The 23046-nt window shown below is 74.4% G+C and carries 22 protein-coding genes; 10 read left to right on the top strand and 12 right to left on the bottom strand.

Features of this window, described 5'->3' with window-relative positions:
• Positions 1-26: 26 nt before the first annotated feature.
• On the bottom strand, positions 27-1238 hold the full coding sequence (locus tag ACI79G_RS12215) for an MFS transporter (RefSeq protein WP_456881396.1): 1212 nt from the start codon (positions 1236-1238) through the stop codon (positions 27-29).
• A 194-nt stretch (positions 1239-1432) separates the two neighbouring features.
• On the opposite strand from ACI79G_RS12215, the gene ACI79G_RS12210 reads away from it, so the two are divergent.
• The 3 genes from ACI79G_RS12210 (at position 1433) to ACI79G_RS12200 (ending at position 3178) form a co-directional block, all read left to right on the top strand.
• Complete coding sequence (locus ACI79G_RS12210; protein WP_456881395.1) at positions 1433-1618, top strand: hypothetical protein; 186 nt, start codon at positions 1433-1435, stop codon at positions 1616-1618.
• A 105-nt stretch (positions 1619-1723) separates the two neighbouring features.
• Positions 1724-2377: a chemotaxis protein CheB gene (locus ACI79G_RS12205; protein ID WP_456881394.1), complete on the top strand. Its 654-nt coding sequence runs from the start codon at positions 1724-1726 to the stop codon at positions 2375-2377.
• A gap of 69 nt (positions 2378-2446) precedes the next feature.
• Positions 2447-3178, top strand: a complete 732-nt coding sequence (locus ACI79G_RS12200; RefSeq protein WP_456881393.1) for a Crp/Fnr family transcriptional regulator — start codon at positions 2447-2449, stop codon at positions 3176-3178.
• Positions 3179-3650: 472 nt separating this feature from the next.
• Here ACI79G_RS12200 and ACI79G_RS12195 read toward each other — a convergent pair whose 3' ends face one another.
• From ACI79G_RS12195 to ACI79G_RS12180, 4 genes are all read right to left on the bottom strand, one after another.
• Positions 3651-6512, bottom strand: coding sequence for a vitamin B12-dependent ribonucleotide reductase (locus ACI79G_RS12195; RefSeq protein ID WP_456881392.1), 2862 nt, complete (start codon positions 6510-6512; stop codon positions 3651-3653).
• Between the two features lie 95 nt (positions 6513-6607).
• Positions 6608-7159 carry a transcriptional regulator NrdR gene (gene nrdR, locus ACI79G_RS12190; protein WP_456881391.1) on the bottom strand — a complete coding sequence of 184 codons (552 nt, stop codon included), beginning with the start codon at positions 7157-7159 and terminating at the stop codon, positions 6608-6610.
• A 450-nt stretch (positions 7160-7609) separates the two neighbouring features.
• On the bottom strand, positions 7610-8254 hold the full coding sequence (locus ACI79G_RS12185) for a hypothetical protein (protein WP_456881390.1): 645 nt from the start codon (positions 8252-8254) through the stop codon (positions 7610-7612).
• 123 nt (positions 8255-8377) lie between these two features.
• Positions 8378-9061, bottom strand: a complete 684-nt coding sequence (locus ACI79G_RS12180; RefSeq protein WP_456881389.1) for a LysM peptidoglycan-binding domain-containing protein — start codon at positions 9059-9061, stop codon at positions 8378-8380.
• Positions 9062-9362: 301 nt separating this feature from the next.
• Between ACI79G_RS12180 and lexA the strand changes: the two genes are divergently transcribed.
• Positions 9363-10154, top strand: a complete 792-nt coding sequence (gene lexA / locus ACI79G_RS12175; protein WP_456881388.1) for a transcriptional repressor LexA — start codon at positions 9363-9365, stop codon at positions 10152-10154.
• Positions 10155-10327: 173 nt separating this feature from the next.
• On the opposite strand, the gene ACI79G_RS12170 is transcribed toward lexA, so the two are convergent.
• From ACI79G_RS12170 to hflX, 3 genes are all read right to left on the bottom strand, one after another.
• Positions 10328-11200: a hypothetical protein gene (locus ACI79G_RS12170; protein WP_456881387.1), complete on the bottom strand. Its 873-nt coding sequence runs from the start codon at positions 11198-11200 to the stop codon at positions 10328-10330.
• A gap of 154 nt (positions 11201-11354) precedes the next feature.
• The gene (locus tag ACI79G_RS12165) at positions 11355-12086 is read right to left on the bottom strand and encodes a phosphatase PAP2 family protein (protein ID WP_456881386.1); all 732 of its coding nucleotides are present in this window, start codon (positions 12084-12086) and stop codon (positions 11355-11357) included.
• A gap of 56 nt (positions 12087-12142) precedes the next feature.
• Positions 12143-13633, bottom strand: coding sequence for a GTPase HflX (hflX, locus tag ACI79G_RS12160; RefSeq protein ID WP_456881385.1), 1491 nt, complete (start codon positions 13631-13633; stop codon positions 12143-12145).
• A 153-nt stretch (positions 13634-13786) separates the two neighbouring features.
• Here hflX and ACI79G_RS12155 point away from each other — a divergent pair, with 153 nt between their 5' ends.
• Positions 13787-13996 (top strand): hypothetical protein, encoded by a 210-nt coding sequence (locus ACI79G_RS12155; RefSeq protein ID WP_456881384.1) that lies wholly within the window; start codon positions 13787-13789, stop codon positions 13994-13996.
• A 68-nt stretch (positions 13997-14064) separates the two neighbouring features.
• On the opposite strand, the gene dapF is transcribed toward ACI79G_RS12155, so the two are convergent.
• Genes dapF through ACI79G_RS12140 form a run of 3 tightly spaced genes read right to left on the bottom strand, consistent with a single transcriptional unit; the run spans position 14065 to position 16540 of the window.
• Positions 14065-14934 carry a diaminopimelate epimerase gene (gene dapF, locus ACI79G_RS12150; protein ID WP_456881383.1) on the bottom strand — a complete coding sequence of 290 codons (870 nt, stop codon included), beginning with the start codon at positions 14932-14934 and terminating at the stop codon, positions 14065-14067.
• The gene (miaA, locus tag ACI79G_RS12145) at positions 14931-15854 is read right to left on the bottom strand and encodes a tRNA (adenosine(37)-N6)-dimethylallyltransferase MiaA (protein WP_456881382.1); all 924 of its coding nucleotides are present in this window, start codon (positions 15852-15854) and stop codon (positions 14931-14933) included. Before miaA ends, dapF begins: the two co-directional genes overlap by 4 nt.
• A complete protein-coding gene (locus ACI79G_RS12140) occupies positions 15851-16540 on the bottom strand; it encodes a hypothetical protein (RefSeq protein ID WP_456881381.1) in 690 nt (229 codons plus the stop codon). Before ACI79G_RS12140 ends, miaA begins: the two co-directional genes overlap by 4 nt.
• A 40-nt stretch (positions 16541-16580) precedes the next feature.
• Between ACI79G_RS12140 and ACI79G_RS12135 the strand changes: the two genes are divergently transcribed.
• A complete protein-coding gene (locus ACI79G_RS12135; protein WP_456881380.1) occupies positions 16581-18074 on the top strand; it encodes a DUF349 domain-containing protein in 1494 nt (497 codons plus the stop codon).
• A 57-nt stretch (positions 18075-18131) separates the two neighbouring features.
• On the opposite strand, the gene miaB is transcribed toward ACI79G_RS12135, so the two are convergent.
• On the bottom strand, positions 18132-19622 hold the full coding sequence (miaB, locus tag ACI79G_RS12130) for a tRNA (N6-isopentenyl adenosine(37)-C2)-methylthiotransferase MiaB (protein WP_456881379.1): 1491 nt from the start codon (positions 19620-19622) through the stop codon (positions 18132-18134).
• Between the two features lie 120 nt (positions 19623-19742).
• On the opposite strand from miaB, the gene ACI79G_RS12125 reads away from it, so the two are divergent.
• The 4 genes from ACI79G_RS12125 to ACI79G_RS12110 all read left to right on the top strand — a co-directional run bounded on the left by ACI79G_RS12125 (position 19743) and on the right by ACI79G_RS12110 (position 23040).
• Positions 19743-20498: an amino acid ABC transporter ATP-binding protein gene (locus tag ACI79G_RS12125; protein ID WP_456881378.1), complete on the top strand. Its 756-nt coding sequence runs from the start codon at positions 19743-19745 to the stop codon at positions 20496-20498.
• 21 nt (positions 20499-20519) lie between these two features.
• The gene (locus tag ACI79G_RS12120) at positions 20520-21410 is read left to right on the top strand and encodes a glutamate ABC transporter substrate-binding protein (protein ID WP_456881377.1); all 891 of its coding nucleotides are present in this window, start codon (positions 20520-20522) and stop codon (positions 21408-21410) included.
• Between the two features lie 80 nt (positions 21411-21490).
• Complete coding sequence (locus tag ACI79G_RS12115; protein WP_456881376.1) at positions 21491-22138, top strand: amino acid ABC transporter permease; 648 nt, start codon at positions 21491-21493, stop codon at positions 22136-22138.
• Positions 22135-23040, top strand: a complete 906-nt coding sequence (locus ACI79G_RS12110; RefSeq protein ID WP_456881375.1) for an amino acid ABC transporter permease — start codon at positions 22135-22137, stop codon at positions 23038-23040. Before ACI79G_RS12115 ends, ACI79G_RS12110 begins: the two co-directional genes overlap by 4 nt.
• The last annotated feature ends 6 nt before the right edge of the window (positions 23041-23046 follow it).

Raw genomic sequence — 23046 nt, 5'->3', positions numbered from 1 at the left:
AGCCCACCGGTACCCCGCCCGGCGGCCTATCGACGGACGGCTGCGCCCGCTGTCCGCGGGAGGGTGAGGGCGGCGCCGAGCCCGGCGGCCAGCACGGCCGTGGTGACGGCGAAGGCCGTCTGGTACGAGGCGACGTCGGTGAGCCAGCCGGCCACGAGCGGACCGGCGATGGCGCCGAGGTCGGCCGACATCTGGAACACCGCCACCACCCGACCGCCGCGGGCCGGGCTGACGTCGGCGACCAGTGCCGCCGGCACGCTGGCGAGGAACGAGGCGGCCAGCCCGAAGAGGGCCATGGACAGCAGGAAGACCCACAGGACCGGGGGCAGGACCAGCGCCGCCGTCGAGACCGTGGCCAGCGCGGCACCGAACACGAGAGCGGGACGCCGTCCCCACGTGTCGGCCAGGCGACCCGACCGCAGCAGGCCGAGGGCCTGGGCCACCGAGCCCGCCAGCAGGCCGGCGCCGGCCCACGCGACCGTCCGGCCCAGCTCCTCGGTGACGTACAGCGGCACCAGCGAGTTGCGGACCCCGAAGAGCACCCAGCCCACGCCGAGGTTGGCCACCAGCGCGGTCAGGTAGACGCGCGAGCGCAGGGCCGTCCGCAGGCCGACCGGGTCGGCGGCGAGGTCGGGACCGGTTCCCGCCGGGGCCGCCGACCGCTGCGGAGTGACGGACGGGCGCAGCAGCACCATGGCCACCGAGCCGGCCAGGATGAGGAAACCGGCGTACAGGAAGAAGGGGAGGCGTGGGGAGAGCTCGGCGAGCAGCCCGCCGGCCGCCGGACCGGCGATCCCGCCGAGGATGAACCCGCCCTGCCACGTCGCTGCGGCACGTCCCCGGTGCGAGGGCGGGGCGACCCGCAGCAGCAGCGACAGGGCGGCGACGGTGAACATGGCGCTGCCCACGCCGCCGGCCGCACGGAGGGCGAGGAACAGCGGGAAGGACGTCGCCAGGCCGGCCAGCCCCGTGGTGACCGCGACGATGCCGAGGCCGGCCGAGAGGACCGTGCGCTCGCCGAACCGCTCGACCAGGGAGCCGCCGCCGAAGGCGGACACGAAGCGGAAGAACGCGAAGGCGCTGACGGCGAGCCCGACAGCCGTCGTCCCGACGCCGAAGGCCCGGGCGAACAGCGGGATGGCGGGTGCGACGACGCCGAAGCCGAGCGCGACGACGAAGGCGACGACGGCGAGGATGCCGACCTCACGGGGCAGCTCCCCCCGTCCCCGCCACGGCACCCCCGGATGCTCGCACGGGGCCGGCCGGCGCCCGTCGAGGGCCCAGGACCCCGCCGGGGCGGACTGCCCCGCACCTGCTCGCGTGCCGGCCGTGGACCGCGTGTTCTCCAGCCACGTGCGCAGCGCCGGCTCCGGCGCCGCGCCGGCCGGGACATCCCGGCTCCCGCAGTTCCTCAGCCGCCTCGGCGGCCTCGATGGCCTCCTGCAGGGCCTCGGCCGGGCTCGGGTCCCCGCTGCACGACCCGGACGGCACGGTCCGCGGCTGGCTCGGCATGAGCACCGACCTCGAGGACTCCGCCGAGCGACCTGACACCCGCGAGCCGGCCTCCCCCACCCTGCTGGGTCGCCTGGCGTCGGCTCCGGTGCGGTGGGTGCGCTGATCCCGGGCGCCACCGGGTGCGGTTGCCGTGGGGACATCGGGCCGGTGCCAGGACACGCGCAGCAGTGCTGTGTCAGGTACCTGACACAGGCGTACCTTCGGTCGGGTGGCGACGCGACCCCTCACCGACCGGAGCCACGGCTTCGACGTCGTCGCGCTGGCCGCCAGCGCCGGCGGCGTGCGGGCACTGCGCACGGTCGTGTCCGGGCTGCCGGGGGACTTCCCGGTGCCGGTCCTGGTGGTGCAGCACCGCGGCTCCGGCACGCCCGAGCTGCTGAGCGACCTGCTCCGGACCCGGGCGGCCCTGCCCGTGCGCACCGCCGCGTCCGGACCCCTGCTGCCCGGGGTCACCGTGCTGCCGGCCGGGACCACTGCGGAGCTCCACCCCGACGGTCGGCTGGCGCTACGGGCCTGCCCGATGGCCAGGACCGCCGACGACCTATTCACCAGCGCCGCTGCCGCCTTCGGCCGGCGGGTGCTGGCCGTGGTGCTGACCGGACGGCTGTCCGACGGCGCCGCGGGCGTGCGCGCGGTCCGCCGGGCCGGCGGCCGCGTGCTGGTCCAGGACCTGGACGACGCCGAGGCGCCGGGCATGCCCAGCGCGGCCCTGGCCACCGGCTGCGTCGAGCACGCCCTGCCCCTGGACCTGGTTGCGCCGGCTCTGGTGGCGTACGTGATGGCCCCGGGCGCCGCCGACCTGCTCGCCGTGCCGATCCCGCCGTGGGCCCGCCTGGGCCCGCGTCCGCCCGTCCCGGCATGACGCCCGCCCTCCAGGGGTAGCTCCTCTCGGCCCGGAGCAGACGGGACCGCCCGTCCCGGAGGGAGGCCCGTGTCCACGCTGACCGACAGCACGCCCCCGGACCCGCGACGCAACCTCCTGCTCGGCGCCCTGCCCGAGGACGAGTACCGCCGGCTGCGGCCTGCCCTCGAGCCGGTGGAGGTCGACGTCCGCCAGCAGCTCTACGAACGCGGCAAGCCCATCGAGCACCTCTGGTTCCCCGTCGATGCCGTCCTGTCGCTGCTGGCCACCGTCGAGGGCGAGGCGGCGATCGAGGTGGCCACGGTCGGCTACGAGGGCCTGGGCGGCCTCCCGGCCTTCCTCGGGGCGGCCGAGAGCCCGCACGACACCTTCGGCCAGATCGGCGGCACGGCCGTGCGCCTCCCGACGGGTGAGCTGCGCCGGTTCCTGTCCGAGGACGGCGCGCTGCACGACGTGCTGCACCGCTACACCCTGGCCACGATGATCCAGCTGTCGCAGAACGTGGCCTGCAACCGCCTGCACACCACCGAGGAGCGCTGCGCCCGCTGGCTGCTGCAGACCCGCGACCGCGTCGGCGCCGACGAGTTCAACCTCACCCAGGAGTTCCTCGCCCAGATGCTCGGCGTGCGCCGGGGCACCGTCTCGCTCACCGCGGGCGTGCTCCAGCAGGCCGGCGTCATCCGCTACACCCGCGGGCGGATCACCGTCCTGGACGCCGATGCCCTGCACGAGGCGGCATGTGACTGCTACGACATCGTCCAGTCCGAGTTCCGGCGGGTCGCGGCTGCGCCCGAGGTCTGACCACCACGGGGATCGCTCCCCGAGGCAGGGCACCCGCCCGTCACGGCGATCGGCCCGGTACCTCGACGGCGGCACGTGTACAGGACCACCGGTCCGTCGGCCGGCGTCGCCGTACGGGGCCCGTCGACGGGGATGCGCCGACCACGGCCGCTCACCGCGTGTCCTTCCCTCTCCCGGCCCGGGTGACGGGCCCAGCAGAGGGCCCGTCAGGTCAGCGGCTCGTGGCGTTGCCGCTTCGCGGGACCGAGCAGCTGGAGTCGACGACTCGCCCACGAGTCGGGACCCAGGCGTCCAAGAGTCACTGCGGGCTCCATGCCGAGGCACCAGCGACTTCCGGACGGGCGCACCCACCGGCCCGGCCCTCGAGGAGAACCGGGCCGGTAGACGAGCCGTACCAGCCGAGGAGACGTCTCGCTGACCACGTCCAGGACATCGCTGTCCGATTCAGCGGGACATCTCCTGGCCGTTCACATCAACTGCAACCGCTGGTGGAGCCGCAACCCTCGCAGACGTAGCAGCTGCCGGCCGGGCGCATCTTCGTGCCGCAGGTCATGCACAGCGGCGCGTCGGTGGCGGTGCCGGTGACCAGCTCGAGCAGCTCGGCCGAGGAGTGGGCCTCCTTGACCGGCGTCTCGGACTTCACCTCGGGCTTGGCCGGCCCCTCGGTCGGCGCCGAGCCGCGCAGCGCCTCGAGGTCGACCTCCTCCTCCACGACCGCGGCGGTCGAGGCCGAGGTGCCGTAACCGGACACCTGGGCGGCGCGCTCCTCGGCGCTGAAGATGCCGAGGTTGGCCCGCTTCTCCACCGGCAGGTGGTCCAGCGCCAGGCGACGGAAGATGTAGTCCATCACCGACTGGGCGATCCGGATGTCCGGGTCGTCGGTCATGCCGGCCGGCTCGAACCGCATGTTGGTGAACTTCTGGATGTAGGTCTCCAGCGGGACACCGTGCTGCAGCGCGATCGACAGCGAGATCGAGAAGGCGTCCATGACGCCGGCGAGCGTCGAGCCCTGCTTGCCGAGCTTGAGGAACACCTCGCCGAGGCTGCCGTCCTCGTACATCCCGGCGGTCATGTAGCCCTCGGCGCCGGCGACGCTGAACGACGTCGTCATGCTCTGCCGCTTCTTCGGCAGCCGGCGGCGCACCGGCTGCGACGTCGTGGCGACCGGGGCCGCCTCGACCTCCGCCTTGGCCTCGCTCTTCTTGGCCTTGGCGTCGGACAGCGGCTGGCCGACCTTGCAGTTGTCGCGGTAGATCGCCAGCGCCTTGAGGCCGAGCTTCCAGCCCTGGAAGTAGATGTTCTCGACGTCCTCGACGGTCGCCGTCTCCGGCATGTTGACCGTCTTGCTGATGGCGCCGGAGATGAACGGCTGCACCGCGGCCATCATCCGGACGTGGCCCATCGGGGAGATGGCCCGCTCGCCCATCGCGCAGTCGAAGACCTCGTAGTGCTCCGGGCGCAGGCTCGGGGCGTCGACGACGTGGCCGTGCTCGGCGATGTACTCGACGATCGCCTCGATCTGCTCGTCCTGGTAGCCCAGGCTGCGCAGCGCCCGCGGGACGGTCTGGTTCACGATCTGCATGGAGCCGCCGCCGACCAGCTTCTTGTACTTGACCAGCGAGAAGTCCGGCTCGATGCCGGTCGTGTCGCAGTCCATCATGAAGCCGATCGTGCCGGTGGGGGCCAGCACCGAGGCCTGCGCGTTGCGCCAGCCGAAGTCCGCGCCGATCTCCAGGCACGCCTGCCATTCGGCGGTCGCGGCCTTGAGCACGTCGGCGTCGTCGGCGCCGACCGGGCGGATGGCGTCGTTGGCCGCGGCGTGCTTGCGCATCACCCGGGCGTGGGCGTCGGCGTTGCGGGCGAAGCCCTCGTAGGCGCCGACGATGCCGGCCAGCTCCGCCGAGCGCCGGTAGGCGGTGCCGGTCATCAGCGAGGTGATCGCCGCGGCCAGGGTCTGGCCGCCGCGCGAGTCGTACGCGTGACCGGTGGCCATGAGCAGCGCGCCGAGGTTGGCGTAGCCGATGCCCAGCTGCCGGTAGGCGCGGGTGGTCTCACCGATCGGCTCGGTCGGGAAGTCGGCGAAGCAGATCGAGATGTCCATCGCGGTGATGACCAGCTCGACGGCCTTCACGAAGTTCCGGGTGTCGAACGTGCCGTCGTCCTTGAGGAACTTCATGAGGTTCAGCGACGCCAGGTTGCACGAGCTGTTGTCCAGGCTCATGTACTCCGAGCAGGGGTTGGACGCGTTGATCCGCCCGGTCTCGGGGTTGGTGTGCCAGTCGTTGATCGTGTCGTCGTACTGGATGCCCGGGTCGGCGCACTCCCAGGCGGCCTGGGTGACCTTGCGGAACAGGTCCTTGGCGTCGACGGTCTCGATCACCGAGCCGTCGAGGCGGGAGCGCAGGCCGAAGTCCGTGCCGTCCTCGACCGCGCGCATGAACTCGTCGGAGACGCGGACGGAGTTGTTGGCGTTCTGGTACTGGACGCTGGTGATGTCCTTGCCGCCGAGGTCCATGTCGTACCCGGCGTCGCGCAGCGCGCGGATCTTGTCCTCCTCGCGCGCCTTGGTCTCGATGAACTCCTCGATGTCGGGGTGGTCGATGTCGAGGACGACCATCTTGGCCGCGCGGCGGGTGGCGCCACCGGACTTGATGGTGCCGGCGGAGGCGTCGGCGCCACGCATGAAGCTGACCGGGCCCGAGGCGGTGCCGCCCGAGGAGAGCAGCTCCTTGGAGGAGCGGATGCGGGAGAGGTTCAGGCCGGCGCCCGAGCCGCCCTTGAAGATCAGCCCCTCCTCCCGGTACCAGTTGAGGATCGAGTCCATCGTGTCGTCGACGGCGAGGATGAAGCAGGCGCTGACCTGCTGCGGCGCGCTGGTGCCGACGTTGAACCAGACGGGTGAGTTGAAGCTGAAGTACTGGTGCAGCAGCATCCAGGTCAGCTCGTGCTCGAAGATCTCGGCGTCGCCCTCGCTGGCGAAGTAGCCGTGCTCGCGGCCGGCCTGGCCGTAGGTCAGCACCACCCGGTCGATGAGCTGGCGCAGGCTGGTCTCGCGCTGCGGGGTGCCGACGGCGCCGCGGAAGTACTTCGTGGTGACGATGTTGGTGGCGTTGATGCTCCACTCGGCGGGGAACTCCACGCCGCGCTGCTCGAAGTTGATCGAGCCGTCCCGCCAGTTGGTCATGACGACGTCACGACGCTCCCAGGTCACCTCGTCGTACGGGTGCACCCCGGCGGTGGTGAAGACACGCTTGACCTTCAGGCCCTTCCCCCTGGTCGGCGCCTTGGCGGCGCGACGCGTACGGCCCGACAAGCGATCCTCGGTCTCGGTCACGGAGCTCTCCCTGTGTTGTGGGCCCTGTCGTGTGGGCATCTGCGGCGGCTGGGGAAGAGAGCCGCCCTCTTCTTATCGGGTGGTGCTGACGGTTCTCAGGAGCCGGCGGTGCCGCCGGCGGAGGCGGCCTGGCCGCGCCCTCCACCCCGCCGGCGCGCCGGCGGGTCCTGCATGCCAGGCAGCGGCGGGGTGCCGGCGGCGATGTGCCGGGCCCGCAGCTCGGTGATCTCCTTCTCGAAGTCCTCGAGCGAGGTGAAGGCGCGGTAGACGCTCGCGAAGCGCAGGTACGCGACCTCGTCCAGCTCCCGCAGCGGCCGGAGGATGGCCAGCCCCACCTCGTGGCTGGGGACCTCCGCCGCGCCGGTCGCCCGGATGGCGTCCTCGACCTGCTGGGCGAGCTGCTGCAGCTGGTCCTCGTCGACCGGCCGCCCCTGGCAGGCCCGGCGGACGCCGGCCACCACCTTGCTGCGGTTGAACGGCTCGCTCACGCCGCTGCGCTTGACGACGGCGAGGACGGCCTCCTCCACCGTGGTGAAGCGCCGCCCGCACGCGGGGCACGACCGGCGGCGGCGGGTGGTCGCCCCCTCGTCGGCCTCGCGCGAGTCGATGACGCGGCTGTCGGGGTTGTGGCAGAAGGGACAGCGCATGGCCGACCCCCTCCCTCGCGACGCGCTCCGGCGCGGGTCCGCCCGGGAGCGCCGCGGCGACCGCGCGAGCGGCCGGAGCGACGGGACCGGGAGGCCGGCTGTGGACCTCCCTGGGGACATCTGGTGGACGTCGTGGGGAGGGCCTGAGGACGGCCTGTGGACGGACTTACATCGGTGCAACTACTAGATGTAGGGGAACCCTAGGTCCGGCCCCACTAGATCTGCAAGCCGAACGCCAGGCGCGTCGTCCGTCGAGACGACTTCGTGACCACCCGCGCGCACGCGTCACACGCGCCTCGGGAACACGCCGGAGAGCGCTCCGCAGCGGTCGCGGGACGCGCCGGTCGGGTGTAACGGGGCGACCGAACCCGCCGGCGCAGGTGCGCCGCGGGCCGGGCGCGGTGACGCCGACCGGGACGCGTCGCGCGGGATGCGGGAGCGCGTCGCGCCTCAGGCGCGGAGGGCCTCGCCGGGTCGCCCCAGGCGGGGACGGGAGGCGCGGTCGCCGAGCCGCAGGGGCCGGGTCAGGCAGTCGGCCTCGATCGCCCGGGGCATGAGCACCGTGGCGTCGCCCGGCTCCGGACCCGATGCCTCCTCCGGCTGCTCCGCCGCGTCCGCCGCCCGGTGACGCCCGACGCGGTGCCGGCCGGCGGCCGCACCCGCGGGGACGGCGGGCTGCTCGGCGGTCACGTCGCCGCCGTGGCGGCGGCGACGGCGGCCGGCGGCCGGCGCCGACGTGGGGAGGACGCCCGCCACCCGCTGCTCACGGGCGGCGGCCTCGCTCAGCGACAGCAGCGGGGCGACCGAGGCGCCCGGCAGCAGTTCCTCGCCGACACTCGCGAAGGGGTCGATGCCGCTGTCCGGCACCAGCACCGGCACCGGCCGGTTCTCCGGCAGGCGCACCTCGGCCAGGTCGGTCCAGGTCTCCCGGTCGACGCCGGCCACGGTCACCCGGACCCACATCTGGCACGCACCCTGACCATCGTGCCGCCACCCCAGCAGAGAACCCGGCCACCAGGTGCCCTCGACGAAGACCTCGCAGCGCTGCGACTGCTGCGTGAAGACGGCGGCCCGGCTGCCTGAGATCGCTGACACGGAGCTGACCGTAAACGGGCCGTCGGCCACGGGGTGTCAGCGACTCGGCACGACGGGTTGACGAACATGGCCGCCGCCTCTTGTCGCTCCTCGACCGCCCCGTGCCGCGAGCGACCGCGCGCCTCAGGGCAGCTCGAGGACCTGGCCGGGGACCAGTGCCGAACCCTCGAGGTCGTTGAGCTCCTCGATGGCGTCGACCACCGTGCGCACGTCCTGGTCGGCACCGGCGGCCTCCCCGGCGATCGACCACACCGTGTCGCCGGACTCCACCACCACGCTCCGCTCGCCGGCCAGCTGGAGTCCACCGTCGTCCGGGCCCTCGACGAGCGGGGCGAGGAGCACGCCGAGCGCGACGGCGCCGCCGAGGGCCAGGGCGAGCGCCAGCCGGCGCCCCCGGCGGGTCAGACGCAGCCGCGGGACCGCAGCGCGCTCCGGGGTGGCGCAGCCCCCGCGCACGGCACGGGCCGGCACCGGGCGCGACGCGGCGGGACGGCCGCCCGAGGACGTCGGCTCCCGCCGAGCGGGTGCCCGGCCGGCACCCCGGCCCGAGGGAGCCGGGTCCGCGGTGCGCGGCTCCGGGCCCGCCGGGCGGTCGGGCACCGGCCGCAGGTGACCGGCGACGCGGGGGCCGGTCCCGGCCGGCCCCGACGCAGCAGGCGTCTGCGGCAGGCGCCCGGACGCGGCCGTCGCCCGGCCCGGGTGCCCGCACCCGGCCGCACGGCCGTCGTCCGCCGACCCGAGCAACGGACGCCACGGGACCCGGACCGTCGCGTCGAACTCCAGCACGGCCTGCCGCACGCTCGCCATGACCTCTCCTCCTCCATCGACCCGGCGCTGCTCGAACACGCGTTCGATCGAACGTCCGTGCGATGTGTACCGCATCCCCCCGACGAGGTCGACCCGACACCGCACGCCGACTTCGAACACACGTTTGAAGTACCGGCTCCGAGGCGCTACGGTCCGTAGCAGCACCCGTCCGCCGTCGCCGCGAGGGCGCCGGCGGGGCCGGGGCCGGCAGCGGTCCCACGCAGTGGAGCCGGCCGGGTCCGGCTCCCCGGGCGGGCGCAGGTCGACAGGGCCGTGACGACACGGCCGGCGAGGAGGAGACGTGGCGGGCACGAGCGGGACGTCGGGCGGCGGTGTCCGGGGCGGAGGCGGCTCGTCGCGGCGCGCGTCCGGGAGCCGGACCGCCGCACCGGAGCGGGCCGAGACGGCGTCGGTGCGCACCTTCCCCGACCGGGGCGAGAGCGGCGACGGGCTCACCCAGCGGCAGCGGCGGGTCCTCGAGGTGATCCGCGACTCGATCGAGCGGCGCGGCTACCCGCCCTCGGTCCGCGAGATCGGCGAGGCCGTGGGGCTGTCGTCGGCCTCGTCGGTGGCCCACCAGCTCAGCGTGCTGCAGAAGAAGGGCTGGCTGCGCCGCGACCCCAACCGCCCGCGCGCGCTCGACGTCCGCCTGCCCGGCGACACCCCCGGCGCGCCCGCGCCCACGGTGGTGGCCCCCGCCGGCGCCGAGGAGACCCCTGCCCCCACCTACGTCCCGCTCGTCGGCCGGATCGCCGCCGGTGGCCCCGTGCTGGCCGAGCAGGCGGTCGAGGACGTCTTCCCGCTCCCCCGCGAGCTGGTCGGCGAGGGCACGCTGTTCATGCTCAAGGTCACCGGTGACTCGATGGTCGAGGCCGCCATCTGCGACGGCGACTGGGTCGTCGTGCGCCAGCAGCCGACCGCGGAGAACGGCGAGATCGTCGCCGCCATGATCGACGGTGAGGCGACGGTGAAGACCTACAAGCGGCGCGACGGACACGTGTGGCTGCTGCCGCACAACCCCGCGTACGAGCCCATCCCGGGGGATGACGCCACCGTGCTCGGCCGCGTCGTCACGGTGCTCCGCCGGGTCTGACGAAGGGCCCCGTCCCACCCACCCCTCGCACGCTCGGGACGGGCCCCGGGACGGGGCCGACGGGCCGCCGGCGCGGTGACCGCCGCGCCAGCGGCCGAGCGCCCGACCTGGTCGTCAGCCGCTCCGGACGGCAGGCCCCGGCCGGAGCCCCGGGACGCGGGAGGGCCGAGGCCTCAGTCGCGCCGGCGCACCAGCGCGCCCCCGAGCCAGACGAGCACGCCGGCCACGACAGCGGCAGCGACCGCCGCGGCCACCGGGGGCGGGCCGTCGTCGCCGGACAGCAGGCCGGAGCCCGTGCCGTCCGTGGCCGCCGACGACGACGAGGGCGCCGCCTCGGCCGGCAGCGGCACCACGGTGACGTCGCTGGCCAGCCCCTCCCCCGCGACGACGATCGCCGCGGAGTCCCCGGTGAAACTGATCGCCTCGCCCTGGGCCGCCTCGGGCAGGGCGACCCGGCGCGGCTCCCCCGCCAGCGCACCGGCCACGTCCGAGCCGGTCAGCGGCCAGACGTAGGCGTCGGTGTAGGTGCGCAGGGCGATCCAGCGCTCGTCGGGAGAGACCGCACCACCGGTGACCATCAGCTGGCCGGCGCGGCCGACCGGGCCGCCCGGCGTCCCGGTCGGCAGGAACTCCGCGTCGCCGACCTCGGTGAGGCCGACCGTGCCGTCCTCCACGAGCGCCGACACCGGCCGGTACACCTCACTGGCGCCCAGCACCTCCTTGGTCACCAGGTACGGCGTCCCGTCGGGGGCGAGCAGCAGCGCCTCGACGTCCCGCGGGCCGTCGGGGTACGCCAGCCGGTAGACCGAGCTGCTGCCGTCGGCGTGCAGGGCCAGCAGCGCGACCGTCGTCCGGGTGCCGTTGTTGTCGCCGGTGTCGGCGAGCCAGACGGTCCCGTCGACGGCCAGCGCCATGTCCTCGGGGTCGTAGGGGTCCACCGCCGCGGAGTGCACGCTGACCACCGCACAGGTCCCGTCCAGCACGTAGACGTCGAGCGAGTCGCCGCCGTCGTTGTGCACCAGCATCCGGTCACCCACCTCGACCATCCCGGAGACCTCGGGCAGCCGGGGGTCGGTGAGCTGGCAGCGCGTCGTGGGTGCAGCCGGATCGGCCGGTGCGGCGGACGCGGGCAGGGCGGGGCCGAGGGCGAGCGTCAGCGCGAGACCGGTCCCGGCCCCCAGGCGTCGCCCCCTGGCTCCGCTACGCGGACGACCGGCCAGCTCGGGCACCGATCCAGCGTGACACCAGGACCGCGTCGAGCAGGTGAACCACGCCCAACAGCAGGACGCCGACGGCCGCTCCGACCACGGCGTCGGTGACCCAGTGGAAGTCCAGGGACACCATGGCCACGCCGGTGGCCACCGGGCCGGCGACGCTGAGCAGCCGCGCGGTCCGCTGCACCCACGCTGCGAGTCGGTACTGCACCACCTGCCAGCGGGCGACCCCCCACATGAGCACGGCGTTGGCGACGTGCCCGGAGGGGTAGGAGGCGCCGTCCCGGTGGAAGAACGACCCGGGGTAGGCCGGGGCCGTCCGGCCGGTCCCGTACTTGAACGAGTAGACGACGACCGTGAGCAGCACCAGCGCCAACAGCACCCGCACCAGCGGGACGACGGTGCGGAACCGCCACCCGAGGTAGCCGACGAGTCCGGCCAGGACGATCAGGATGAAGCCGCGCCCACCGAGCTGGGTCACCGCCCACACCGGCCAGTAGGCGGCCGAGTCCTGCAGGTCCCAGGCGCTGACCACCTCGGAGACCCGCAGGTCCATCCGCTCGAGCACGCCCCGGCCGAGCAGGTCGACGGTGACTCCGACGGTGACCACCAGGGCGGCTCCCAGGAGCCACCGCGACGGGCGGCCGACGCGGACGTCGGCGTCGGCGGCGTCCGGCGGGGGTGTCCCGGGACGCCGCCGCACCGCGCCGCTGGTCACGCAGGTCACGGTACCGGGCCGTGACCTGACCGTGACCTCGCTCGCCGGCAGACGTGTCAGGCGACCGGCGCCGCGAACCCCTCGAGGGCAGCGGCCAGACCGCCGTCCACCCGGGCGCTGAGCCGGGTGCCCCCGGCCTCGTGGGTCTCCTTGAGCACCTCGCCGTCCCGGTGCACCCGGGCCACCAGGTCGCCGCGGTCGTAGGGCACCAGCACGTCGACCTCGACGTCGGGGTGCGGCAACCGGGCGGCCACGATCTCGCGCAGCTGCTCGATGCCGACGCCCGTGCGGGCCGACACCCACACCGCACCCGGCAGGGCCCGGCGCAGGGTGAGGATGTCCTCCTCGCTCATCGCGTCCACCTTGTTGACGACGATGAGCTCCGGGACGGACGCGGCGTCGATCTCACCGAGGACCACGCGCACCGCCTCGATCTGCCCCAGGGGGTCGGGGTCGGAACCGTCGACGACGTGCAGGAGCAGGTCGGCGGCGGCCACCTCCTCCAGCGTCGAGCGGAACGCGTCGACCAGCTGGTGCGGCAGGTGCCGCACGAAGCCGACGGTGTCGGTGAGCGTGTACTCGCGGCCGTCCGGGGACTGCGCCCGGCGCACCGTCGGGTCCAGGGTCGCGAACAACGCGTTCTCGACCAGCACGCCGGCGCCGGTCAGCCGGTTGAGCAGGCTGGACTTGCCGGCGTTGGTGTACCCGGCGATCGCCACGCTCGGGACGGCGTTGCGCCCGCGGGACGAGCGCTGGGTCGCCCGGGCGGTCGCCATGCCGGCGATCTCCCGGCGCAGCTTGCTCACCCGCGCGCGGATCCGCCGCCGATCGGTCTCGATCTTGGTCTCACCGGGGCCGCGGGTGCCGATGCCGCCACCGCCGGCGACACGGCCACCGGCCTGCCGGGACAGCGACTCACCCCAGCCGCGCAGCCGCGGCAGCATGTACTGCATCTGCGCCAGCTCGACCTGCGCCTTGCCCTCCCGGCTGGAGGCGTGCTGGGCGAAGATGTCGAGGATCAGCGCGGTCCGGTCGACGACCTTGACCTTGAGGATCTTCTCCAGCGCGTTGAGCTGGCCCGGGGTCAGCTCGCCGTCGCAGATGACGGTGTCGGCGCCGGCGGCCGCGACGATGTCGCGGATCTCGGCGGCCTTGCCCGACCCGACGTAGGTGCCGGCGTCGGGCTTGTCGCGCCGCTGGCTCACCGCCTCCAGGACCTGCGAGCCCGCGGTCTCGGCCAGCGCGGCCAGCTCCGCGAGCGAGCGGTCGGCGTCGGCCTGGGTGCCCTCGGTCCAGACGCCGACCAGCACGACGCGCTCGAGGCGCAGCTGGCGGTACTCGACCTCGGTGACGTCGGCGAGCTCGGTGGACAGGCCGGCGACGCGGCGCAGCGCACCGCGCGCCTCGAGCGCGTAGGAGCCGGTCGTGTCGTCCGGCTCGTCCCGTCCCCCGTCGGGACGGGACGCCTCCTCGGCGGGCGCCGGCGCGGCCCGCAGGGCCCGCTCCTCGGCGTCGGCGAGCACGGCGCGGTTCTGTGCTGTCGTCATCGTCTCCAGCGTCGCAGACCCCAGCACCTGGGGCATCTGAGTTGTCATCGCCTCTTCCAACACCGCGGCGGCGGCGGACCATCCCGGCACGCGTGGCCGGGTCGCGACCGGGTAGGGCGGAGGACGGCGACCGACACCACGAGGAGGCTCGACATGAGCGAGACGGGCAGCAGCGCCGCCGGGGCGAACGAGGAGCTCGACGACCCGGGCCGGGACCCCAAGGGCCTCAACCCGCCGCGCAACCCGCTGGGCGGCGGGCCGGACCAGGACAGCGGCCGTGGCCGGCCCTCCGGCAGCCCGGGGACGGCCGGCGAGTCGCTGATGCCGGAGGCACCCGAGGACACCGAGACACCGAAGACCTGAGAGAGGACCCCGTCCCCTCACCGCTCGCCGGCTCGCGGCGAGCCCCTGGACGGGGCCGGGCCGGCGGGTCAGCCCTCGAGCCACTCGGGGGTGAGCTCGCCGGCCGCGACCACGACCGCGGGACCGGACAGCACCGTCGTCCGCTCGTCGACGGTCACGCCCAGCCGGCCGCCGGGGACGTCGACGGTGACCGTGCCCGCCGCCGCGCCGGCGGCCTCCAGGGCCGCCCAGGCCGCGGCGCAGGCGCCCGTGCCGCACGAGCGGGTCTCCCCCACCCCGCGCTCGGACACCCGCAGCCGCACGTGCCGGCCGGCCTCGACGACGTTGACGAACTCGACGTTCACCCCGTCGGGGAACAGCTGCGCGTCGACCGCCGGCGCCGTCGTGAGGTCGAGGGCGTCGACGTCGACGTCGGTGAGGCAGGCCAGGTGCGGGTTGCCCATCGAGACCGCGCGGCCGGGGAACGTCGCGCCCCCGAGCTCGGCGGTGCCGGCGCCGAACGGCCGGGCCGGCCCCATGTCCACCCAGTAACCGCCGTCCGCGGCGGCCCCCACCCGGCGCGGGCCGCCGCGGGTGCCGACCCAGATGCCGCCGGCGCAGGCGTCCCGCTCGACCAGGCCCTCGGTGACGAGCACGTGCAGGAACAGCCGGATGCCGTTGCCGCACATCTCGGCGGTGGAGCCGTCGGCGTTGCGGTGGTCCATGAACCACTCGCACCGCCCCAGCGCCTCGCCGAGCACGGCCGGGGCGTCGGGCACGTGCACGCTGCGGACGACGCGCAGCACGCCGTCCCCGCCGACACCGGCGCGGCGCTCGCACAGCCGCCGGACCATCGCCGCGTCCAGCCGGTCCTCCGGCCAGCCCGTGCCGTCGGGGTCGGGCAGGACGACGAAGTCGTTCTCCGTGCCGTGGCCGATCAGCACCCGGTGCGCGCTCACCGGCCCAGGGTACGAGCGGTGATCACCCCGAGGGCGGCCTCCACCAGGTCGGGCCGGGCGGCGTCGAGCCAGGTGGTCGCCGGGTCGCGGCGGAACCACGAGCGCTGGCGGCGCACGAAGCGGCGGGTGGTCGACACCGTGCGCTCGCGCGCCTCGTCCGGGGTGAGGGCGCCGTCGAGCTGGGCCAGCACCTGGGCGTAGCCCAGGGCCCGGGACGCCGTGGGCCCCTCCCGCAGCCCGTCGGCGGCCAGCGCCTCCACCTCCGCGACGAGACCGGCCGCCCACATGCGGTCGACCCGCAGCGCGATCCGTTCGTCGAGCTCGGCCGGTTCGCGGTCCAGCCCGACGACGACCGCCGGGTAGTGCGGCCGCGGCTCGGGCAGCGTCGCGCGGAACGGCCCGCCGGTGATCTCGACAACCTCGAGCGCCCGCACGATCCGCCGTCCGTTGCTCGGCAGCACCCCCGCGGCAGCGGCCGGGTCCACCGCGGCGAGGCGGGCGTGCAGCGCGGCCGGGCCGACCTCGGCGAGCTCGGCCTCGAGCCGGGCGCGGACGGCGGGGTCGGTACCGGGGAAGTCCAGCTCGTCGAGGACGGCGCGCACGTAGAGCCCGGAGCCGCCGACCAGCAGCGGCACCACCCCGGCCGCGCGCAGCCGGTCGACCTCGGCGCGCGCCAGCCGCCGGTACTCGGCCACCGACGCCGGCTGCCGCACGTGCCAGAGGTCGAGCAGGTGGTGCGGCACGCCGTCGCGCTCGGCGGCGTCGGGCTTGGCGGTGCCGATGTCCATGCCCCGGTAGAGCTGCATCGAGTCCGCGTTGACCACCTCGCCGCCCAGCCGGTGCGCCAGCGCGACCCCGAGGGCGGTCTTGCCGGTGGCGGTGGGACCCACCAGCGCCACGACCGGCGGGAGAGCGGTCACCGCACGCTCCAGTCGGCCACCAGGTAGCCGACGCCGAAGGGCGCCTCGTGCGCGTGGAGCCGGCCGCGCACCTCGCGGCCGGCCAGCGCGACGCCGACCGCCCGCCAGGCGGGCACGCCGGCGGCGAGCAGCCGGGCGCCCTCCGCGGGGTCGAGTGCGGCCAGGGCGCCCGGGTCCCCGGCGGCCAGCGCGGCGGCCACGGCGTCGTCGAACGGCTGCGCCGCCGGGTCGAGGTGGCCCGGCGCCTTGAGCGAGCGCCGCGCCGAGCCGTCTCCCACCGCCAGGACGGCGACCGGGCCGGGCAGGGCACCCAGGGTGTCGGCGAGGTCGTCGGGACCGACGCCGAGGCGGGGGCCGGCGTACCCGGCCTCGTGCAGCAGCCAGGCGCCGATCGTGTGCGCCAGCGGGGTGCGGCGACCGCCCGCGCGCACCCGGCCGGCGAAGGGGACGTCGAGGTCGACGCCGTAGCCGCGCAGGTCCCCGCCGTCGCCGTCGCCGAAGCACCCGCAGCCGTCCTCGCCGCCGACGACCACGACGACCTCCGGGCGAGTGGCCAGCGCCGCGTCCACCGCGGCCGCGCAGGCCGCCCGCAGGACGGCGGTGTCCGCCGCGGCCCGCCCGGCCACGGCCGGCACCAGCAGCGGCGGGCACGGGCAGAAGGCGACGGCGGCCGGGACCGAGCTCACCGCAGCAGTGTCCCGGATGCGGCGTGGGACACTCCGACACGTGTCGAGCACGGAGAACGCCGGAAACCCCTCGCAGCAGCTGTCCCAGCCCGAGACGGCCGGATCCGAGGCGGTCGCCCCCGAGGCGGGGACGGCGGCGGCGCCCACCCCTGGCGACGCCGCTCTCGCCGACCCGACCGCGGGGGCCGCCGAGCAGGCCGCGCCGGAGATCGTCGCGCCGGGGACCCCTGTCCCGGAGACCCCCGCTGCCGAGGCCCCCGCGCCCGAGGCCGCCGCAGCACACCCCGCGGTCCCCCAGCCGCCCGCCGACGCCGCCGCCGCGTCCGACCCCGCGCAGTGGGGCCGCGTGGACGACGACGGGACGGTCTACGTCCGCACCGCCGAGGGCGAGCGCGCCGTCGGCTCGTGGCAGGCCGGCGACCCGGCGGCGGGGCTGGCCCACTACGCCCGCCGCTACGACGACCTCGCGACAGAGGTGTCGCTGCTCGAGGCGCGGCTGCGGGCGCACACCGGCAACCCCGGCGAGATCAAGGCCAAGGCGCAGGCGCTGGCCGAGTCGATCCCCACCGCCGCCGCCGTCGGCGACCTGGACGGGCTGGCCGCCCGCGCTCGCGCCATGGTCGAGACCGCTGACTCCGCGGCCGCCGAGTCCCGGGCGGAGAAGGCCGCCGCCCGGGCCGCGCAGGTGGCCCGCAAGGAGGCGCTGGCCGCCGAGGCCGAGCAGATCGCCGCGGAGTCCACCTCGTGGAAGGCCGCCGGCGACCGGCTCAAGGCCATCGTCGAGGAGTGGAAGACCATCCGCGGCATCGACCGCAAGACCGACGAGGCGCTGTGGAGCCGGTTCGCCGCCGCCCGTGACGCCTTCGGCCGCCGCCGGGGCGCGCACTTCGCCGCCCTCGACGCCCAGCGCGGTGAGGCCCGGGCCGCCAAGCAGGAGCTGATCGCCGAGGCGCAGCGGCTCTCGACGTCCACCGAGTGGGGCCCGACCAGTGCCGCGATGCGCAACCTGATGGACCGCTGGAAGGCCGTCCCGCGCACCGGCCGCGACGGCGACGACGACCTGTGGAAGCAGTTCCGCGCCGCGCAGGACGTCTTCTTCACCGCCCGCGCCGAGTCGGACAAGGCCCGCAACGCCGAGCAGCTGGCCAACCAGCAGGCCAAGGAGGAGATCCTCGCCGAGGCCGAGAAGCTCGACCCGTCGACCGACCTGCGCACCGCGCAGAACGTGCTGCGCAAGCTGCAGGAGCGCTACGACGCCATCGGCCACGTGCCGCGCGGCGCGATGCGCCAGCTGGAGGACCGCATGCAGGCCGTCGAGCAGCGCATCCGCGGCGCGGTCGACTCGTCCCGCCCCCGGGTGGCCCCGGAGAACCCGATGGTCACCTCGATGCGGCAGGCCGTCGCCAAGGCCGAGGAGCAGCTGGCCAAGGCCGAGGCCGCCGGCGACGCGCGGCGGATCGAGGAGGCGCGGGCCAACCTCGCCACCCGCCGCGAGTGGCTGGCCGAGGCGGAGAAGTCGGCCTCCCGCCGCTGACGACCCGTCCGGGTCCCGCCCCGAGCTCGCGAGGCGTGTAGAGGACGGGGTCCTGTCTCAGCAGCCGCCGGCAGGGGCCAGCGGGGCCGGGACGCCGACCTGCGGCATCCCGAGCAGCACGCCGGGGGTGGTGGGGCGGGTGCCGGCCTCGTGCGCGTCGCCGGCGCGGGTGCGCCGGTGCGACAGCAGCGGACCGTCGGCGACCAGGTGGTGCGGCGCCGCCTGGGTCACCACGGTGTCGACCACGTCACCGGGGCGCACGTCCCCGTCGGCACCGCCGTCCGTCGCCGTGAAGTGCACCAGCCGGCCGTCGCGGGCACGGCCGCTCATCCGTCCGGTGCGGGCGTCCTTGCTGCCCTCGCCCGCGGCGACCAGCAGCTCGACGGTCCGACCGACCTGGGCACGGTTCGCAGCGAGGCTGATCTCGTCCTGCAGCGCGGTCAACCGCAGGTAGCGCTCCTGCACGACCTCCTTGGGCAGCTGCTCGGCCATCTCGGCGGCCGGCGTCCCCGGGCGCTTGGAGTACTGGAAGGTGAAGGCGCTGGCGAAGCGCGCCTGCCGGACCACCTCGAGGGTCTGCTCGAAGTCGGCCTCGGTCTCACCGGGGAAGCCCACGATGACGTCCGTGGTGATCGCCGCGTCCGGCATGGCGGCCCGAACCCGGTCGATGATGCCGAGGTAGCGGTCCTGCCGGTAGCCGCGGCGCATCCGGCGCAGCACGTCGTCCGACCCGCTCTGCAGCGGCATGTGCAGCTGGTGGCACACCGCCGGTGTCTCGGCCATCGCCTCGATGACGTCGTCGGTGAACTCGCGCGGGTGCGGGCTGGTGAAGCGGATCCGCTCCAGGCCGTCGATCCGCCCCGTCGCGCGCAGCAGGTCGGCGAAGGCGCCGCGGTCGCGGAACTCGACGCCGTAGGCGTTGACGTTCTGGCCCAGCAGGGTCACCTCGAGCACGCCCTGGTCGACCAGCGCCTGCACCTCGGCCAGGATCTCGCCGGGACGGCGGTCCTTCTCCCTGCCGCGCAGCGCCGGGACGATGCAGAACGTGCAGGTGTTGTTGCACCCGACGCTGATCGACACCCAGCCGGAGTAGGCGGAGTCCCGCTTGGCCGGCAGCGTCGACGGGAAGACCTCGAGCGCCTCGGCGATCTCGACCTGCGCCTCGGCGTTGTGCCGCGCGCGCTCGAGCAGCGCCGGCAGCGAACCGACGTTGTGGGTGCCGAAGACGACGTCCACCCACGGCGCGCGCCGGACGATCTCGCCGCGGTCCTTCTGCGCCAGGCAGCCGCCCACGGCGATCTGCATGCCGGGGTGGGCGTCCTTGACCGGGCGGAGGTGGCCGAGGTTGCCGTAGAGCCGGTTGTCGGCGTTCTCCCGCACCGCGCAGGTGTTGAGGACGACGACGTCGGCGTCGGCCCCCTCGGGCGCGGCGCTGTAGCCGGCGGCCTCCAGCAGCCCGGAGAGGCGCTCGGAGTCGTGCACGTTCATCTGGCAGCCGTAGGTCCGGACCCGGTAGGTCCGCCCGGCAGCCTGCAGGTCGGTCGTCATGACGGAACGAGGGTACGGCGACCCGATCGGGTGGCCCGCGCCTCACACGGTCGGGCTTCGTTACGCCTTCGTGATGGCCGGAGGCGGATGGCGTCGTCCGCCGCCTCTAGGGTTCCCCGGGTGACCAGCCGTACCGCCGGAGAGCCTCTCGTCCGCCTGTCCGGGGTCGACAAGTGGTTCGGTGAGCTGCACGTCCTGCAGGACATCGACCTGTCGATCGACCGCGGCGAGGTGGTCGTCGTCATCGGCCCGTCCGGCTCGGGCAAGTCGACGCTGTGCCGGACGATCAACCGGCTCGAGCCCATCGACTCCGGCGAGATCACCATCGACGGCCAGCGACTGCCCGAGGAGGGCAGGGAGCTGGCCCGGCTGCGGGCCGACGTCGGCATGGTGTTCCAGAGCTTCAACCTCTTCGCCCACAAGACGATCCTCGAGAACGTCACCCTCGGCCCGATCAAGGTGCGCAAGCAGAGCAGGGGCGAGGCCGAGCGGCGCGCCCGCGAGCTGCTGGACCGGGTCGGGGTGGCCGCGCAGGCCGACAAGTACCCGGCACAGCTCTCGGGCGGTCAGCAGCAGCGGGTCGCCATCGCGCGGGCCCTGGCGATGGACCCCAAGGTGATGCTCTTCGACGAGCCGACGTCCGCCCTCGACCCCGAGATGATCAACGAGGTCCTGGACGTCATGACCTCGCTGGCCCGCGACGGCATGACGATGGTCGTCGTCACCCACGAGATGGGCTTCGCCCGCCGGGCGGCCAACCGGGTCGTGTTCATGGACGGCGGCCGGATCGTCGAGTCCGCCGACCCCGAGACCTTCTTCACCAACCCGCAGTCGGACCGGGCCAAGGACTTCCTCGCGAAGATCCTCACCCACTGAGCCCGGTAGAGAGGAACGCACATGCGCATCACCCGCTACGCCGCCACCCTGGGGGCCCTCGGCCTCGTGCTCGCCGGCTGCTCCAGCGAGGCCGGCCAGCAGGCCGAGGAGGCCACCGAGAACGCCCCCGAGGTCGCACAGGACGTCGAGTTCCCGGCGGGGAGCACGATGGCCGAGCTCGCCGAGGCCGGGACGATCACCGTCGGCACCAAGTTCGACCAGCCCGGATTCGGCCTGGCCAACCCGCAGGGTGTGCCCGAGGGCTTCGACGTCGAGGTCGCCAAGATCGTCGCCGGTGGGCTGGGCATCGCCCCCGAGGCCATCGAGTGGAAGGAGACGGTGTCGGCCAACCGGGAGTCGTTCATCCAGAACGGCGACGTCGACATCGTCGTGGCGACCTACACGATCAACGACGCCCGCAAGCAGCTCATCGACTTCGCCGGGCCCTACTACGTGGCCGGCCAGGACATCATGGTCGCCACGGGCAACCCGCTGGGCATCGAGGGCCCGGACGACCTCGCGGGCAAGCGGGTCTGCTCGGTGGAGGGCTCGACCCCGGCGCAGAACATCCGGGACAACTACCCCGAGGCCCAGCTGACGCTGTTCGACGTGTACTCCAAGTGCGCCGACGCGCTGCGCAACGGCCAGGTCGACGCGGTGACCACCGACAACGTCATCCTCACCGGCCTGGTCCAGGGCGGCCAGGGTGCGTTCGAGCTGGTGGGCAACCCCTTCACCCAGGAGCCGTACGGCATCGGCCTGGCGAAGGGCGACGACGAGTTCCGCACCTACATCAACGACACCCTCGAGCAGTCCTTCGAGGACGGCAGCTGGGCCGCGGCGTGGGACCGCACCGCGGGCGCCATCACCGGCGAGCCGGCTCCCGAGCCCCCGACGATCGACCGCTACTGACCGACCGGATCCCCTGACGCCGCCGGGCGGGGCCTCCCCGCCCGGCGGCGTCAGCCGTCCCGACCCGGAGAGGAGGCGCCGTGGACTTCGTGCGCGAGAACGCCGACCTGTTCCTCGATGCGTTCCTGACCACCCTCGGACTGTCCCTGCTGGCCGGTCTGCTGGCGTTGGTGCTCGGCACCCTCCTCGCCGCGATGCGGGTCAGCCCGATCCCCCCGCTGCGCGGGCTGGCCACCTTCTACGTCGAGACCTTCCGCAACACGCCGCTCACGGTGGTCTTCTTCTTCATCATCTTCGGGCTGCCGCAGATCGACTTCGTCATCGGCTTCTTCCCCGGGGCCGTCCTGTCGGTCGGTCTCTACACCGCCGCGTTCGTCTGCGAGGCGCTGCGGTCGGGGATCAACGCGGTGTCGGCCGGCCAGGCCGAGGCCGCGCGGGCGCTCGGGCTGACCTTCGGGCAGTCCCTCCGCGAGGTCGTCCTCCCCCAGGCGTTCCGGACCGTCGTCCCGCCCCTGGGCAACGTGCTGATCGCGATGGTGAAGAACACCTCCATCGCCGCGGGCTTCTCGGTCAGCGAGCTGAGCTCGCTGCTGCCCCGGTTGGTCAACGCCGACGCCGGTGACCTGACCCTCGTGCTCGTCGGCGTGGTGGTGGGCTACATGGTGATCACCCTCCCCTCCGCCCTGGCGGTCAACCGGATCGAGCGGCGGGTGGCGATCCTGCGATGACCACACCCGTCCTCTTCGACCTGCCCGGCCCGAAGGCGCGTCAGCGCATCCGCTTCGGCACCGCGGCCGGCGTCCTCGTCGTCGTGGCGATCGTCGCCCTCGTGCTCGCCCGCCTGGCCGGCAACGGTCAGCTGGAGGCACAGCGCTGGGCCGTCCTGTTCGACCCGGCCAGCCAGGTGCCGCAGGCGCTCGGCCAGGCCCTGCTGCGCACGCTGCAGGTCGCGATCGTCGGCATGGTGCTCGCCACCGTGCTGGGTCTGCTGCTCGCGGTCGGCCGGCTCTCGGAGCACCGCTGGGTCCGCGTGCTCGTGTCGACGCTGATCGAGTTCTTCCGCGCGGTGCCCCTGCTGGTCCTGATCTTCGCGCTCTACTTCCTGCTCCCGAAGTTCGGGATCCGGCTCAGCGCGTTCTGGGCCCTCGTCGGCGGCCTGGTCCTCTACAACTCCGCGGTGCTCGCCGAGATCTTCCGCGCCGGCATCCTGTCGGTGGACCGCGGCCAGCGCGAGGCCGCCTACGGGCTGGGCATGCGCAAGACGCAGGTCATGACGCTGGTGCTGCTCCCCCAGGCCACCCGGCGCATGCTGCCGGTGCTCATCGCCCAGCTGGTCGTGCTGCTCAAGGACACCTCGCTGGGCTTCATCATCAGCTTCCCGGAGCTGCTGCGCGGGGCGCGGAGCCTGGTCGAGTTCTTCACCCTGCAGTTCGGCAACCAGTACACGTTCCAGCTCTACGTCGCCGCGGCAGTCGTCTACATCGTGATCAACCTGCTGCTGTCGTGGCTGGCGCGGTACGTGGAGCGGCGCACGCGGACCAGCCAGAAGGCGGCGGCCACGACCCCCACCGAGCTGCCCGCCGACGTGCAGATGGGCGGTGGCGGCGGCGCCGTCCCGGCGGCACGGTGACAGCGG

The organism is Geodermatophilus sp. SYSU D00779 (assembly GCF_054050595.1).
The sequence above is the reverse complement of the archived record's forward strand: the minus strand, read 5'-3'. Positions and strand labels throughout refer to the sequence as shown.

What these genes read in the sequence shown, in the direction of transcription:
- ACI79G_RS12210 (WP_456881395.1), top strand. Translation starts at nt 1,433, where the DNA reads ATGGCCTCCTGCAGGGCCTCGGCCGGGCTCGGGTCCCCGCTGCACGAC.
- nrdR (WP_456881391.1), bottom strand. Translation starts at nt 7,159, where the DNA reads ATGCGCTGTCCCTTCTGCCACAACCCCGACAGCCGCGTCATCGACTCG.
- ACI79G_RS12180 (WP_456881389.1), bottom strand. Translation starts at nt 9,061, where the DNA reads ATGGCGAGCGTGCGGCAGGCCGTGCTGGAGTTCGACGCGACGGTCCGG.
- ACI79G_RS12170 (WP_456881387.1), bottom strand. Translation starts at nt 11,200, where the DNA reads ATGGTCGAGGTGGGTGACCGGATGCTGGTGCACAACGACGGCGGCGAC.
- hflX (WP_456881385.1), bottom strand. Translation starts at nt 13,633, where the DNA reads ATGACGACAGCACAGAACCGCGCCGTGCTCGCCGACGCCGAGGAGCGG.
- ACI79G_RS12155 (WP_456881384.1), top strand. Translation starts at nt 13,787, where the DNA reads ATGAGCGAGACGGGCAGCAGCGCCGCCGGGGCGAACGAGGAGCTCGAC.
- miaB (WP_456881379.1), bottom strand. Translation starts at nt 19,622, where the DNA reads ATGACGACCGACCTGCAGGCTGCCGGGCGGACCTACCGGGTCCGGACC.
- ACI79G_RS12120 (WP_456881377.1), top strand. Translation starts at nt 20,520, where the DNA reads ATGCGCATCACCCGCTACGCCGCCACCCTGGGGGCCCTCGGCCTCGTG.
- ACI79G_RS12110 (WP_456881375.1), top strand. Translation starts at nt 22,135, where the DNA reads ATGACCACACCCGTCCTCTTCGACCTGCCCGGCCCGAAGGCGCGTCAG.